This window comes from Bacteroides sp. HF-4919 (assembly GCF_018860125.1).
Genome location: NZ_JAHKNF010000015.1, coordinates 16,238 through 31,750 on the forward strand (window position 1 = coordinate 16,238; position 15,513 = coordinate 31,750).

At 42.1% G+C, this 15,513-nt stretch carries 8 protein-coding genes and 7 pseudogenes; 4 read left to right on the forward strand and 11 right to left on the reverse strand.

Annotation, left to right across the window (positions count from 1 at the left end):
- Window positions 1–10: 10 nt before the first annotated feature.
- Window positions 11–1,642, reverse strand: a complete 1,632-nt coding sequence (locus tag KO473_RS20420; RefSeq protein WP_005822177.1) for an IS1182-like element ISBf5 family transposase — start codon at window positions 1,640–1,642, stop codon at window positions 11–13.
- Window positions 1,643–1,824: 182 nt separating this feature from the next.
- Entirely contained in the window at window positions 1,825–3,459 is a 1,635-nt protein-coding gene (locus KO473_RS20425) for a sialidase family protein (RefSeq protein WP_005822175.1), read from the reverse strand.
- A 230-nt stretch (window positions 3,460–3,689) separates the two neighbouring features.
- Between KO473_RS20425 and istA the strand changes: the two genes are divergently transcribed.
- The 3 genes from istA to KO473_RS20440 all read left to right on the forward strand — a co-directional run bounded on the left by istA (window position 3,690) and on the right by KO473_RS20440 (window position 10,130).
- Entirely contained in the window at window positions 3,690–5,249 is a 1,560-nt protein-coding gene (gene istA, locus KO473_RS20430; protein ID WP_011203618.1) for an IS21-like element ISBf2 family transposase, read from the forward strand.
- Window positions 5,218–6,009, forward strand: a complete 792-nt coding sequence (gene istB / locus KO473_RS20435; protein WP_010993677.1) for an IS21-like element ISBf2 family helper ATPase IstB — start codon at window positions 5,218–5,220, stop codon at window positions 6,007–6,009. The genes istA and istB overlap by 32 nt, the downstream gene beginning before the upstream one ends.
- Window positions 6,010–6,206: 197 nt before the next feature.
- Window positions 6,207–10,130 carry a two-component regulator propeller domain-containing protein gene (locus KO473_RS20440; protein ID WP_005822169.1) on the forward strand — a complete coding sequence of 1,308 codons (3,924 nt, stop codon included), beginning with the start codon at window positions 6,207–6,209 and terminating at the stop codon, window positions 10,128–10,130.
- 6 nt (window positions 10,131–10,136) lie between these two features.
- Here the strand turns inward: KO473_RS20440 and KO473_RS20445 are convergent.
- The 6 genes and pseudogenes from KO473_RS20445 to KO473_RS20475 all read right to left on the reverse strand — a co-directional run.
- Window positions 10,137–10,730: pseudogene (locus tag KO473_RS20445) on the reverse strand (AAA family ATPase); the annotation flags it as partial.
- Window positions 10,731–10,736: 6 nt separating this feature from the next.
- Window positions 10,737–11,110, reverse strand: a pseudogene (locus KO473_RS20450) (helix-turn-helix domain-containing protein).
- A gap of 182 nt (window positions 11,111–11,292) precedes the next feature.
- A pseudogene (locus KO473_RS23845) lies at window positions 11,293–11,957 on the reverse strand (transposase).
- Window positions 11,958–11,963: 6 nt separating this feature from the next.
- On the reverse strand, window positions 11,964–12,143 hold the full coding sequence (locus KO473_RS23735; protein ID WP_005811434.1) for a membrane protein: 180 nt from the start codon (window positions 12,141–12,143) through the stop codon (window positions 11,964–11,966).
- Between the two features lie 225 nt (window positions 12,144–12,368).
- Window positions 12,369–13,477, reverse strand: a pseudogene (locus tag KO473_RS23590) (tyrosine-type recombinase/integrase).
- Between the two features lie 133 nt (window positions 13,478–13,610).
- A pseudogene (locus tag KO473_RS20475) lies at window positions 13,611–13,715 on the reverse strand (DNA-binding protein); the annotation flags it as partial.
- Window positions 13,716–13,944: 229 nt separating this feature from the next.
- On the opposite strand from KO473_RS20475, the pseudogene KO473_RS23850 reads away from it, so the two are divergent.
- Window positions 13,945–14,223 (forward strand): annotated as a pseudogene (locus tag KO473_RS23850) (transposase); the annotation flags it as partial.
- On the opposite strand, the gene KO473_RS23855 reads toward KO473_RS23850, so the two are convergent.
- The 3 genes and pseudogenes from KO473_RS23855 to KO473_RS20495 form a co-directional block, all read right to left on the reverse strand.
- A complete protein-coding gene (locus KO473_RS23855) occupies window positions 14,109–14,594 on the reverse strand; it encodes a PDDEXK nuclease domain-containing protein (protein WP_014299517.1) in 486 nt (161 codons plus the stop codon). The pseudogene KO473_RS23850 and the gene KO473_RS23855 overlap by 115 nt on opposite strands.
- A gap of 11 nt (window positions 14,595–14,605) precedes the next feature.
- Window positions 14,606–15,114: pseudogene (locus tag KO473_RS20490) on the reverse strand (DUF1016 N-terminal domain-containing protein).
- Complete coding sequence (locus KO473_RS20495; protein ID WP_005811425.1) at window positions 15,101–15,511, reverse strand: type I restriction-modification system subunit M; 411 nt, start codon at window positions 15,509–15,511, stop codon at window positions 15,101–15,103. The pseudogene KO473_RS20490 and the gene KO473_RS20495 overlap by 14 nt, the downstream one beginning before the upstream one ends.
- Between the last annotated feature and the right edge of the window lie 2 nt (window positions 15,512–15,513).

Genomic DNA, 15,513 nt, shown 5'->3' on the forward strand with positions numbered 1-15,513 from the left:
CTTTTTTTTGTTATGCCGCTCTTCTATTATCCATTTTTATTTTAAAACCATCTTTGTTTTTCTCAATTATCTTTTTCCGAGAAGTTATCCTACAGAAATAAGTAAAAAAGAAAAGAGCACTGACTTTTTTAGCCAGTTTCCTTAGATTATGTGCAATAGCAGCCAGGGTAAACTCTGTTTTTACCTTCTCCAACCCTCTTAATCTAAACCGGTTCCATGCCGAGTTATGCTTTATCTGCGCAAAGACAGCTTCCGGTTCTATACATCGTCTGCCCCGATGATAAATACCTTCCTCACTCATGAGTTTTTCCCGTGTTTTTTGTTTATGCCTGTTAAGGTTATAGTTAACTTCTATGATCCGGTTAGTTTTTGATTTATGACATTGAGATTTCAGCGGGCAACCCTCACAGTTCTGTGCCTGATAACGCTTCAGTACGGATACATATCCCAAATCGGACTTGCTTTTCCTTTGACCTGTATGTTCCAGATGTTGTCCCATCGGGCATACGTAGTAATCCTGTTCCTGATTATAGTAAAGGTTCTGTATGGCAAAAGCATCCTTCTTCCATGCACGCTTCTGCTCTTTGTGGAAATAATTGTACTTGACAAAAGCCTCTATACTCGCATTCTCCATAAACTCGTAGTTTTGTTCGCTTCCATAACCGGCATCGGCCACTACTATAGAGGATTGCCTATGATAAGTCTCTCGAAAATCTTTCAAAAAAGAAATTAGAGTTCCCGTATCTCCGGCGCGCCTGTAAATCCCTAGGTTTGTAATAAACTGATTCTCTGTAGCAATCTGTATGTTATAGGCGGGTTTCAATTGCCCGTTTTTCATATGATCCTCCTTCATGCGCATGAAGGTGGCATCCTCATCGGTCTTACTGAAAGAATTACGGTCCCCTAATTTCTCTAATTGCGATTCATATTTGGCAAGGCGGGGCAGATATTCTTCCTGTAGCTTTCTGACTTGCTTCTGCTCAGCCTTGTTCATCCCGGAGAGCCGTTTGTTTAAAGCGCTCACTTTTTCCCTCAAGCCACAGGAATCCATATCCGGTAAGGCATCCGGGGTCCTTTCCTGTTTGTCCTGTTCGATATGTCTGTCAACCTCACTAAGGATTGCCTGTATTTTCGATTCCAGTTTTGCCTTGTTCTTTTCCACGCTGCCACGCCAGACAAAAGTGTAGCGGTTGGATGCCGATTCCACTTTGGTGCCATCGATATACTGTACATCCAAACTGACATAGCCGGATTCCTGTAGTAGTAGAACAATGGCTGAAAACAACGATTTTATGTGTTCTTTTAAACGTTTGCCACGGAAATCATTGATTGTACGGAAATCGGGAGTACTATTACCGGACAACCACATGAAGTGAATATTCTCCTGCAAGGCCTTTTCTATTTTGCGGCAGGAATAGATATTGTTCAGGTAGGCATAAAACAGGACCTTGAGCATCATACGCGGATGATAGCTGCTGGTGCCTCCGCCTTTATATGCCCAAAGCAGACAACTAATATCCAATGCGTCTACAACACTGTTTACAACACGAACGGGATGATTGGGAGCGATCTTTTCCGATAAACTGACAGGAAAAAGTACATTTTGGTTGGAAGTTAACTCTTTAAATACTATCTTAGCCATTGCTATAATGTTTATTTGTTGCAACGGTAAGATACTGATTTTTACCGAAATAAACAATAGCAAAAGGGGCTATCCGACTTTTTGGACAGCCCCTTTTACCACTGAAATTGTGCATAAGTTAATTATAATATATATAAATAATATGAGTCTGTTTTTCATGATTACAGGTCGTATGATAATTCCTATTGTATTATATCTCTCAGTCGGATTGCCTGAAAAGTCATATGAGCGACACTGCTTTCATATAATATGCCGACTGTCTCTTTATCAATCATTGTCAAACAAGAATATCCCCAACCGTCACCTTCATCCAGCATCACTTGATGTTCGGGTAGCCAGGTGATACCTCCATCCAGACTAGCCTTGATCGTGATATGATGACGACCTTTTACCGTATTCGGATTGGAGAATAAAAGAATATCCTTATTTAATGTGTTGTCTGCCGCTTTCACGCTGATTAAACTTGCCATACACACCGGTTCCTGTAAAGCTTTACGGGAAGAAGGATGTTCTGTCCAAGTCTTACCGAGATCCTTGGTAGTAGCGACAGCACGACTACCTCCACGGTTATCTCTCATATTTAACATCAGTACGCCAGGCTCCACTTCCGCTACTTGAGCTTCTGTTGTATTGGTGCGCGCATAGTTATGGATTTTCCATGTTTCGCCACGGTCTTTGCTATACATAATTCCCGCATTCGGAACACGGGTAGAATCGATAAACTGAATCGGGAATACCAATGTGCCGTCTTGCATGGTGATACCTCGTCCCGGTCCTTGCAAAAGGAAATACCAGGATGGCTCTTTCACCTGATCTGTTATATTAATAGGCTCCGACCACGTTTTACCATCGTCCGTACTCTTTGACAATACCAACTGGGCCGTATGATTCATATCCATTCCCGGATAAGAACTCCACCAAGCACGCTGATTACCCATTCCATGTGTCCAAGCCGCCACCACCCATGTTGTGTTGGTCTTGGTATCCACTAAGATCGAAGGGTCGCCAACGCCGTTCTGAGCAGCAGGCAAACCGCCAGTTTCACCAAAAGCTAAAGGTAAACGCATCTTCTCCCATGTTTTACCACCGTCTACACTACGGCTCAAACCGACGTCCATGTGTTCCTGCAAATCAACACTGCTATTATAACGTACATCATAAACTCCCAGCAATGTTCCTTTATTAGTAGTTGCCAATCCCGGAATACGGAAAGCAGCCGAACCATCATCACCGGCATGGCGTACCCCTACTCCTACCCTATGAGTTATATTCTCCGGTGAAACCGTATATATAAGTGCTTCTTTATTATCAACCTTAACAGTAACAATCTTAGCTGACACTTTATCCAGCAAAGAGGCGCCCGGTTTCATTTGCAGACTGATCCAAAAATAATTGATTCCGGGAAAAAGTTTCTGATTAGCATTCAGTATCACTTTCCGCCCGGGATTATTTACCTGTGATTTATTAATCGAATAAGAAGGATTCGCAGCCAATGTCTTCCCTGACACATCACGAGAAATGTAGGTAACAGGAAGATAAAGCTCCTTACCATAGTTCTGACGTGCTTCCGTACCTCCATAATACAACTTGATAGATTGGATGTTTGACAAGTTCACATTTTGACCCAATCGTAAAACCACTTCATTTAATTTTGTATCACTTCTAGCAGTAGTCAAACGCATTAAAAATAACATGTTATCTTGGCGTTCTATCAAAATTGGAACTTGTGTTTCATAAACAAAAATAGTATCTGTAGCTCGTGCAGAAAAGGAACACAGATTTAAGGAGATAAAAATAAAAAGCAAATAAAATTTCATATTCTAAAAACAGTTAATTATTTGTAGCAAAAGTATGTAGCAGCGTAAAAAAAAAGATCAAAAATCATGCAAAAAAAGTCATGTATAATCCAATAATGTAGGCTGTAACTTTATCTTTCAAAAAGTGGAAAAAGCAAAGGTACCACTTTTATAGAGACGAATACAGTGTTTTTTGCATGTCGGGGAATGTCTATCTTTGCCGCTCAAACAAAGCATAGACAGATACTGCAATGGAAATAAGGAAACAATATTTTAAGGAGAAACAATATATGTGGCATAAAGTAAGGGAGCTTCAGTTGAAAGGACTGAACAAAACACAAATTGGAATATATCTGGGTGTGAACCGTAAGACTGTACGACGGTATCTGAATATGACTATGGAGGAGTTTGTTAAAAAACAAAGTTCTCACCGCAAGTACAGGCTGAAACTGGAAAACTACGAGCAATATGTACGTGCAAACCTGGAAGAATACCCGTATATATCGGCCGCCAGGATACATGACTGGCTGAAGGAATGCTATCCGGACTTCCCCCGTGTATGTAACAGAACCATATCCGGTTTCGTGGAAAGGGTACGCAAAAAATACGGCATCGGGAAAAAGGTTGAAACGCATAAGCGAAACTACGAGAAGCAGCCTGATACTCCCTACGGGGAATACGCACAGGCGGATTTTGGGGAGAAATGTATGCGCACTGAAAACGGGAAGTCCATCAAAGTGTACTTCTTTGCTATTGTCTTGTCCCGTTCACGATATAAATTTATCTATTTTAGCCGGAGGCCCTTTGACACCGGGCTTGCGGTTTATGCCCATGAACTTGCCTTCGAATACTTCGGAGGCAGGCCGCAAAAGATCATTTACGACCAGGATAAAGTACTTATAGCACGGGCGAACATGGGGGATTTGATACTGACCGGCAAATTTCAGGCATTTGTAAAAGAGCAGCATTTCCATCCCGTGTTCTGTCACAAGGCCGATCCGGAGTCAAAGGGGAGGGTAGAGAATGTTGTGAAATATGTGAAGACGAATTTCCTCACGGCACGTATTTTTCAGAATGTAGACAGACTTAATGAAGAAGCACGTCTCTGGCTTGAAAGAACGGGAAACGGGAAGGAATATGGTACCACACACCGGATTCCCCTTGAGGAATTTGCACAGGAAAGAGAATACCTTGTACCCTATCACGGTACTCCGCACTCACCCGGTGGAGAAATGAAGGAATATCATGTACGTAAAGACAATACCGTACAGTACAGGGGAAACTACTATAGCCTGCCATGCGGAACCTATCGGGGAGGAGAAACGACAGTATGGCTCCATGAAACAGACGGATGCCTGGAACTTTATAATAAGGAGACGGGAAAGCTTGTCTGCCGGCATGATCTGTGCGAACTCAAGGGAAAGACTATCTATGGTGAAGGACACAGAAGGCAAAGAAATATCGGAGCACAAAAGCTGGCTGAACGCATTCTTATCTATGTATCGTACAATAGAGAGGTCGCCTTATGGCTTGAGAACCTGCAGAGAAGGAAGGAACGTTATTACAGGGAGAATCTGGAGGTAATTCTACGCATAATTCCCGGATATGACAAAGCCATCCTGACAGAAGCGGTTAGTGTATGTCTGGACAAGGGAATCTATAATGGTGAGTCCGTTAAAAGCCTGTGCGGACATATATGGAAGAAGAAAATGAGAGAATCGGATGTAGGAAAAAATCCTGCCTCCCGGACACAGTCAACCGGATTGGTAAAAACATATAATGAAATCTTTAGAAACAATGGCAAGGTATAAGAAAGAACTGACCGAATGTGCCCGCAACCTGAAGCTGCCATTCCTGGCAGAACACCTGGATGAAATACTACATGAAGCACAGGAAAAGCAACAGACTTACTCCGAGTTTCTGTCAACTTGTCTGATGCGGGAACTTCGGGACAAGGAAAGGAGAAGTTATCTGACCAGGTTGAAATTTGCAGGATTGCCTGCAAGGTATGATCTGGATCTATATGATTTCTCACGTACCGAAGGGATTGACCAAAGGCAGATGCGCGAATTGCGTGAACTGGTATGGATAAGAAGGACATATAATCTTCTGCTGGTAGGAGATTCCGGAACCGGAAAGACATTCATTGCTTCAGGACTTATCCATGAAGCAGTGAAAGCGGGTTATAAGGCATACCTGCTGACCTTGGAAGAACTGTTTGTCTGTTTGAAGACTAAGGAGATATCACGACCCGCGATGAAAACATACAAACGAATAATGAAAGCGCAGCTGCTGGCAATCGATGATGTTACGCTGTTTCCCCTGAAAGGAGAAGATGTACTGCTACTGTTTAAACTGGTGAATTGCGTTCAAGGTAAGACATCACTTATCATTACCGCAAGCCGGGATCTTACCGGATGGCTGGAGATGGCAGGAGACGAAGTTTGTGCGGCAGCTCTACTGGACAGACTACTCTATTGTTGTGAGATAATCAGGCTATCAGGAAAAAGCTACCGCATGGAAAACAGGAAAACAATTTTTAGCAATCAACAGATAGGGACTGCATCTTAAAAAAAGTTAATGAAAGTAAAGAAGAGAACTAAGGAAAGTGGATACTGTTAAATTGCACAAAAAAGGGACCTGTAAATTTGCTCGGTACATCCAATAATTATTTTTTTGTCTTAAAAACATGGATTTAACAAACATTTTATGTAACAATATCGTTTATTAATAAAATACAAACTTGAAATAACACTATAAAGATAAAAATGCATAGAAACACAGCCCTACTTATTATAGTAATATTACTTTGTGCATCCTCTGCCCTGGGCCGCGGCGTAAACTATCAGTTTACGTCCATTTCCATTGAGGAAGGGCTTTCACAATCAACTGTCCAATCCATTCTCTTGGATAAAAAGGGAAAGTTATGGATAGGAACGAGGAATGGACTAAATTCTTATACGGGACAAGATTTAAAAATATTCAAGAGTAACCCGGAAGACAGATATTCTTTACCCGACAATGAGATTCTACATCTAACTCAAGATTCTCTAAACAATATATGGATATCCACCCGGGAGGGGATGGTAACATATGATGAGAAACATGGGAATTTTACTCTTGTTAATCGAGATATAATATACTCCTCTTTATGCATAACCGATGGAATACTTTTCGGAAGCGAAAACCGAATATACAAATATGACTATAAAAAACGCTCTTTTAAATCCATTAATATTAAAAAGCAAGAGGATAAAGGTAGTGATGTTACAAAGTACAGGGTACAAAAAATTATAGCATTTTCTGAAAGAGAGGCACTAGTCGCCACCAGAAGAGATGGGGTATACGTATTGGACTATCAGACCATGCGACTGAAAAGGCTTTTCTCTGGTTCAAACAATATTCTGCAAGGGGCGTATCTATCGTCAAACGGATATATATATTTATCCTTTTGGGGACAAGGTTTGTTTTGTTATGAAAAAACAGGTAAGTTTATAAAACGGTATACAAAAGAAAACTCCGACCTAACAAACAATTATGTATTGGATATCGTAGAGAAGGAAGGGTTTCTATGGCTGGCGACTGACGGAGGAGGAATCAACCGTCTGGAACTGTCTAATGAGAATTTCTCCAATCTCTACCATATTGCTGGAGATAAAAATTCGTTACCCGTAAATTCTGTTACTATATTATATAAGGATGAAAATGAAGGCCTATGGGCCGGAAGTGTCAGAGGAGGGGTTTTCAATATTAAAGAAAGCTACATACGCACATATAAAGACTGCCCATTAGGATATATTAACGGACTGAGCGAGAAATCGGTAACAAGTTTATTCGAAGAGCCTAATGGAAGGCTATGGATCGGTACAGACGGTGGCGGAATAAACCTGTATGAGCCTCAAACGGGAGATTTCAAGCATTTTTACTCCACCTATGGAGATAAAGTGGTTTCCATAGCTCCTATATCAGAAAAAGAGCTGATAGTATCTGTTTATACCAAAGGACTCTTTTTATTCGACACACACACGGGAGCTTACCGACCATTTTTAATAATAAATGATAGTATCAATTTCAGGCAATGCTTTTACGGATATATTCCACGCGCCCATCGGGTGACAAAGAACAAAATATATATACTAAGCAAAGATATATGGATATATGATATAAATAATAGAAAATTCTCTCCGATCAAAACAGACAAGAATTACCAATTACCAACTTCAGTAATGGGGTATTCTGATGAAAAGATGTCTCTAACGATGAGTGGCAATAAAGTATTCCAAATCATTAATAAAAATGATAGCATCCAACCTCTTTTTCAAATAGACGAAAAAGAGACCATCACTGCAATCGATTGTGACGGACAAGATAGGATATGGGTGGGAACAACAGCCGGGATAGGATATTACAATCTAAAAGAAAAAAGATACTCAAAAATAGACTCACAATTGTTCAGTGACATTAGTGCACTCCGCTATGACCCTTCCTCTGAAAGGGTATGGATTTGCGCGCAAAACCAGCTGTACTCGTATTGTATAAAAGACGACAAGTTTATCCAATGGAACAGAAGCGACGGATTTCATCCCAATGAAATAATATTCACTTATCAACAACGGACTATGAAAAAACACCGATATCTTTATTTCGGTGGTATAGAAGGGCTGGTGCAAATTAACACGGATATTCCAGAGCCTAATGAGCCATATCCTGAGATAGATCTTTGTGGAGTGGAGCTTAACGGACAACTACAAACATCAGATATAAATATACGCAACATAAAGATTCCATGGAAATATAATACACTCATACTACAGGTACATATCAAAAACAAAGATATTTTCCAGCGGGTTCCATTTCGATATATTATAAAAGGAGACGTTGATAAAAGCATTGACTCATATCATCCGATGCTGGAACTTTCCAATCTCTCCCCAGGCAAATACCACATTGAAGTATCATGCATGACAAAAGACGGGAATTATACCATGCCCATCCACCTAACTGACATTCATGTCACCCCACCATGGTATAAAACGGACTGGTTTATAATCCTATGTTGCATTTTTCTTACAGGAGGAATCATTGTAGGAATGTCTATTTTTAATATAAGAAAAGAAGTCAAAATACAAAAGAGACTAAAAGAATATAGACAATATTTTAATGAAAAGAAGATAGATTTTCTCATTCACATAAATCATGAATTACGGACCCCTTTGACATTGATTTATGCTCCACTAAAATGTTTGATAGATAAAAACGAGACACAAGGGTTACCTTCATATCTGATGCCACAATTGCAATTAATATTCAATCAGGCACAATATATGAGGGAAATAGTGGACATGGTACTAGACTGGAACAGTATGGAAGCAGGCTATAGTAAATTGAAAATACAAAAATGCAAATTAGACGAATGGATAACTAATATTGTAAAAGATTTTACAGAAGAAGCTAGGCAGAAAGGGATATGCATAAAATTACAAATGACCACCGATATAGAAGAGGTATGGTTTGATAAGCAAAAATGTCATACCGTACTGTCAAACCTGCTGATGAATGCACTGAAATTCAGCATGCCCGAAAGTTGTATAACAATAAACACACGGAAGCTTGAAAACAAAGTCAGAATATCAGTTGTAGATGAAGGAATCGGTATACAAGATTCGGATATAACAAACCTTTTCACACGGTTTTATAAAGGTAATCATAAGGAAAAAGGAAGCGGGTTCGGATTATATTATGCCAAAACAATCATGGAAATGCATGGAGGGGATATTGGGACCTATAATAATACCGACAAAGGGGCGACATTTTATTTAGAGTTGCCGCTTCTTGATATCAATGAAAAGGCAGAAGCCACAAAGTTACTACAAAAAGAAGCCCCCATTGTGAACACAACTCAAGATTTACATTTCGATTGTACGGGGAAGACCATACTTATCGTAGAGGATGAAAAGGAGTTAAGAGAATACCTAATAGAGTCCTTTACAGAAACTTTTAAAAAAGTTTATGCAGCAGACAATGCAATCTCGGCACTGGAAACATGCAGAAAGAAACAACCGTCTATCATTGTGAGCGATGTAATGATGCCCCAAATGGATGGTTTTGAATTATGCCGTCAAATAAAAAACGACATCCGGATAAGCCATATACCAGTAATATTGCTGACAGCACGTTATGACCAAACAGGAATAACAACCGGATATAAATCCGGAGCCGATTCTTATATCCCTAAACCTTTTGATTTGGCCTTTTTAAAGGTCGTCGTCGGCAATATTTTAAAAAACAGAGAAAAAATACACAGTCAATATGTAACGGTTACTGGTTCACCCTCCTTATTAGATTTGACAAACAGTAAGGCCGATGAGGATTTCATGAAAAAGATAAATGCTGTCATACATGAAAATCTATCTGACGAAGAGTTCTCCGTCCAGCAATTGGCGGATGCAATGATAGTCAGCCGATCTTCATTATACAGCAAAATAAAAATTATAACAGGTATGGGAGTAAATGACTATATAAACAGATTACGCATAGAGCAAGCGATGTCACTACTTGTTAACACAAATTTAAATATAAATGAAATAAGTTGCGAAGTGGGTTTTACTTATCCCCGATATTTCAGTTCTACGTTTAAAAGCATGACAGGAATGACTCCAAAACAATTTAGAAATGAAAAATGTAATAAATGATACATGGGTATGCGCCAGAACAAGGATGGACAGCCCGTATCTCTTTTTGAGGTTGTTGAGTTGTATCATCAGCCGTCCCGCCGCATCGCCTTTCTCCATGGCGCAGCACAGGTAGGTAAGATTGTCCACAATGAAGATTTTACAGCCGGTTTGCAGTGCCATTTGCTCCATGCCGCCGATGATGGCTTCCTCGAAATTGTCTTCCAGCAACGAATTAGAGTCAAGCGATACCCTGTACAGCCTGTCGGGAAAGGTATAGAGCTTTCCGTGCTCGCCCGTGTAGCGGAGCTGGAACTGCTTTTCGGATAGTTCGAGGTCCAGATACAGCACATTGTCAGTCCGAGCGATACGGTCGGCTATCTGCACGGCAAGGATAGACTTGCCCACATTGGAATCCGCAAAGACGCAGGACAGCTCCCCCTCATACCCAAAACTGTTCCACAACGCACGGGGCGTGGGTAGCAGCGACGCTTCGAGTATCGTCCAGTTGGCGGTCTTGATACTCATCACGCCGATGCTGTCCGGCATACCGTTCTGTATTTGGGTTGCCCTCGTCAGGTCGCCATGTATCAGATTGATATAATCCTTATCCTCTTCCATGGGTTCTTACCAGTTACGGGGATTAGGCTTGTGGCGGTGGGAAGAGGATATGGATTCGCTGAGTTCCTCATTGGACAAGGGTACGGGATTCTTCCGGGAGGATTCCAGCATCTGTCCAGCTCGTCCCGGTAAAGGCAATAGCGTTTGCCGGGCTTGGTGGCAGGAATGCTTCCCTCTGACAGCTTCATGTAGAGCGTGCCTTTGGGAATGCCCAGATACTCCGCCGCCTCTTTCACCGACATGGGAACATGGGTGTCCACCGCTTTTGCATTGTTCACACTGCGCTGCTCTCTAAGCAGGCTTTTCAAGCCCATCACCTCGTCCCGAAGCTGGGTGACAACCTCCGGGAGGTCGTTGAATGTAATCACTGTTTTTTCCATTTGCGTACTCGCCTCTTTTGTAAGGCTTGGCGCAAAGGACTGGAATGATACAGCCGTGAACACCTCCACGAAAGGTCATTGCAAAATAATTCCCGAATAACGATGCCCAACCGTGACTGACGGACAAAGCTGTTCGGGAAACGGTGTGATATAGACAGTTATCTGTTGTTGAATACTTGCGGTTATTGGTTGTGGAAAGGCTGGCTATACTCTTCCCGTACATAATCCGCAGGATACTGGAAATCCGGCTTGCCGTTTTCCGGCTCGTCTATGGGAATTTGTGTCTTTAACGGCTCTACCTTGAAGTTTTTGATGGTCGCCAAGTCCGTATCGGCGAACTCCCGTGGGAAAAGGGTGCTGATGAAACGGGCACGGTGTCCCCCGTGTAGTATTTCTTGTACATGAAACGCTCGGAGATATTCCACACGAAATGGAGGAGCGGAATGTTTGAAACATCCTTGGTTAGCCGTCCCTTTATCGGCTTGGGCTTGTAACTGTGAAGGCGTATCCAGTTGTTGACCTCGCCACAGATATGGTTCACGGTCCCTTGGTCTGCAATGCGGGGCATGACGAAATGGATGTATTCCATGACCATGCGGATACGCTCCTCCTCTTCCTGCTTCTGCTTGTCCTCATAGCTGGCACGGTTCTTCTCGTGAAGCTCCGAGGCAATGGCAATCTCTACCGGTTTTATTTTCGGGGTCGCTTCTCCACCTGTCGGCATTGATGACGGTGTTATAGGCTCATGCGCTTCTTGGGACGGCTCTTCCTGAACTGTTATGATCTCGGTGGCAGGCGTCTTTTTCTTGCCGAACTTGATTTTGTAGATTTCGTATGCGTCGAAGATGACTGTCTAGAAGGAGAAGTAGAGCAGCCAGCCTAAAAGGTTGCTGCATACAAAGACAATCAGCCTTACAAAAGTATCCTGATTGAATTTGTTGGCAACAATCAGCGTTGCGATAAATGGGATCAAGAGAATGGCAAAGCCGATGAATCCTAAAATGATATATTTGTCCTTTACGGACGGTTCCATATTGTCTTATCTGGTTGTTACTTGTTACTGTTTTCGCAAATTTAATAGTCTTCTTTCAATTGTTACTCATTATCCTTGGTTAGCGGTTTCTTTTTCAATGTTTTTCACCAAATATCCGAAATCATACTCAATTATCATACTTTAAGGACTTATTGGTTACCACCCAAAATAAAAGGAGTGGTTAAAGCTCCAAGCAATAACCTCTCTCTGAATATTCAAATCGCCTTATGCCTCTCTGCGTTTCAAGGTTATCTTGTCCACGACCTCACACATCTGCTGCGCTGCCATCTTGGAGTAAATCTGCGTGGTGGTAATGTTCTTGTGTTCCAGATAAGCTTGGATGACAGCCATGTCCATACCCATTTCCACGTGCAGGCTTCCGAATGAATGCCAGGTGCAGTGAAAGGTTATCTTCTTGGTTATGCCTGCCGCCAAAAGACACCGTTTCAATGGTCCTTGCAGCATCTTGTCCTTGAATCCGGCAAAGATAAGCCCCTCGCACCGTTCTCCGAGCAACCCGTAGGCTTCATCACTGATGGGGTTGTGTACAATCTGCTTGGTCTTTTGCATACGGGTGGTCACAAACATCTTGCCGTTGGTGTACGGTTGTATCTGTTGCCAAGTGAGCTGCTTGATGTCGCTCTTCCTCAGCCCGGTCAGGCAGCTGAAAAGGAATGCCCTTTTCAATACTTCTTCCTCATAGGGCGTTTCGGCAAGCCGTATCAGTTCCTCTTGGCTCAGATGCTCCCTTATGGTGGGGATGCTCTCGATGCGGTCTAAGAAACCGTTGGGGTTCTCTTTAATCTTCCCGTCACGGTAGGCGGCGTGGAGAACGGCACGGAAAGCCGACCAGTAACCTGTTACGGAATTTATATGCAACTTTTGGTTGGTGTGTATGGACTGTGGGGCGGTTAAGCAGATATTCCATGAACTTGCGGTTCCACCTCCTCAAAGGTACATTTGCCGTTCACGAACCGCTCGAAATGTTTATAGACGTGCTGCCACGTGATATTTTTCCTGTCTGCCACCCCCTTGAAGTAGGCAAGGAAATCGCCTTTCATCTTGGCTTTGTCAAAGAAGCCGTTGTTCTCGTTGAAGATGGACTCATAACGCCGGTTACGCAATATCTCCGCTTTTTTCATCATGCGTGCGTTGAAATCGCGTTCCTGCTGGTTGGCAGGTTTGGCGAAGATATAAATCCCCAGAGCTTCACGGGTAATCACTTTCATGGTGATGTTGTCACGGTAGCCGGGATAATAATCCAGACACAGAGAATACTGTGTCCCGTTCTTCACCTTGCGCAAGCGCAAGGTGACTGTCTTGCATTTACTCATATTGATGATGTTTTACTGGTTATACATTTTCGGAGGTGTCCCCGTGTTTATGGTGGTAAAGGAACAACGTGAAACAGCCGTGAATAACTCCACGACAATCATTTTGAAATAATTTTCCGGTAATGGCGGTTGCTCACGGTTGTTTGTCCCTCTCAGCCATGACACGTTCCACATCGGAGTGCAAAAGCAGGCTCTTCACGCCGACCTTTATCTTTCCGATGTGCTTCACCTTGACGATACCTTAGATTTGCATCTGAGGATTACAGATAAAATAGAAAGAATAAATTTGTGAAAGAAAGATAGCAAGAAGTGAACCGATTACGATTAGGAAGAGTTAAGCTCCATTGCCATAAGAGGACTTCTTACTTGTTTGAATCCAAACCCAGATAGTAGATTAACATCCATTGTTAAGGTAGTTAGGTTAAGTTCAAGCTCTTTCTTTACTGAAAATTTGTGAAGACAAAAGTATGGAAAATTTTTATTTTATCGGAGTGGATGTATCTAAAAAGAAGCTGGACTTCTGCGTAATGTTTGAGGGAAAGGTTGTACATGAAGAAGAAGCAGCCAACCATCAAAGCGCAATCATGTCGTTGCTACGCCATTTGGAAGAGGATTATGGGATAAATAATGGTCAAATGCTTGTCTGTGCAGAGCATACCGGGCAATATACGTTCCCTTTGGCTTGTGCTTGTAAAGCTGTAGAATGTAGGCTTTGGCTTGAGAACCCTGCTGAAATCAAATACTCTTCAGGTGTGCAGCGAAGAAAGAATGACAAAGTAGATGCCAGACGCATCGCCTCTATACCAGCCGTTTTCAGGACAAGGTGCAGTACTATAAACGTCCTACGGAAAAGATCATCATACATCTGCACATACATATCCAATTGTCCCACATCCGCATGTGTAAGAGGACGTGTTTTCAATTCAAACAGTACATAACGCTTGAGCTTGATGTTATAGAACACGAGGTCTATGTAAAAATCACCTGTATCTATTGATATATGTTTCTGCCTATCGACAAAAGCGAAGCCACGCCCCATGATAAATTGTTGCAAATGGTCTATTAAGGCTTGTTTCAACTGGCTCTCGTCATATTTGCTATCCTTACGGAATCCCAAGAATTCGGCAACTACCGGGCTTTTATATATTCCAAGGGATCGTTAGATTCGATGTCCGGTGCAGGCAATGCTAATCCCTCCCTTACACAGGCCATATGGCGACCATAGTATTGCGTGCCGATACTGCGATTGAGTGTCCTCACACTCCACATCTGTTCCGATGCCTCTTTTACATACCACTCTCTGGCCTTAGGGTCTGCAACCTGTATAATCGCTCCAAATCATTGAAACACAAATAAAATTGGCGGAAGTAATCCAAATTTCGTTTGCAGAATGTCGCACCGTATTTAGGTACTAGTTGCTCTGCTAATGTTTTAATCAACCGAGTACCATATTGTGCACGGGCTTTTCCATGCTGCTCTTCCTCCACGATTCGCCGCCCAATGTGCCAATAGGTAAGTAGCACAATCTGATTGGTTGCTGCGTATGCCTGTCTCCGACCTTGTTCTATGATGTTCCGAATGTCATCAAAGAGCTTGTCGGTTGTAATATTGAGATGCTGTATTTTATTCTTTTCCATACCCTAAAATTTTGAAAGCATTTACAAGTTCCGTTTCGTTTGCATCCCATCTTTTCTTCAGCGCATCAAATTTATCACTCATCTCGGAAAGAGCGGACTTATAGTCTATTTCCGTATCGCGATCTATATCTGAAGGTACGAGAGAATATCCTTTTTTTTGAATTTCGTCACAATGCGCCGCATAGTATAATTCTGGCTCGGCATACTCGGCAAAATTTTCGATTTGCCAACCGAAGTATATTTGACGCACTCTGTCTATTTCCGCTTCTGCCAGACGGACATATTTCTTTTCGTATATATTACTGTTCCAGATTCGCAAATCGATGAACAGAATCTCACCCGTACGATTGCGAAGTTGTCTGCCATGCCATGGACCGCCTTTCTTGTTATTGTTCAAAA

Excerpts from the sequence above, each read along its gene's own strand:
- KO473_RS20420 (WP_005822177.1), bottom strand. The coding sequence starts at position 1,642 with ATGGCTAAGATAGTATTTAAAGAGTTAACTTCCAACCAAAATGTACTT.
- KO473_RS20425 (WP_005822175.1), bottom strand. The coding sequence starts at position 3,459 with ATGAAATTTTATTTGCTTTTTATTTTTATCTCCTTAAATCTGTGTTCC.
- istA (WP_011203618.1), top strand. The coding sequence starts at position 3,690 with ATGGAAATAAGGAAACAATATTTTAAGGAGAAACAATATATGTGGCAT.
- istB (WP_010993677.1), top strand. The coding sequence starts at position 5,218 with ATGAAATCTTTAGAAACAATGGCAAGGTATAAGAAAGAACTGACCGAA.
- KO473_RS20440 (WP_005822169.1), top strand. The coding sequence starts at position 6,207 with ATGCATAGAAACACAGCCCTACTTATTATAGTAATATTACTTTGTGCA.
- KO473_RS23735 (WP_005811434.1), bottom strand. The coding sequence starts at position 12,143 with ATGGAACCGTCCGTAAAGGACAAATATATCATTTTAGGATTCATCGGC.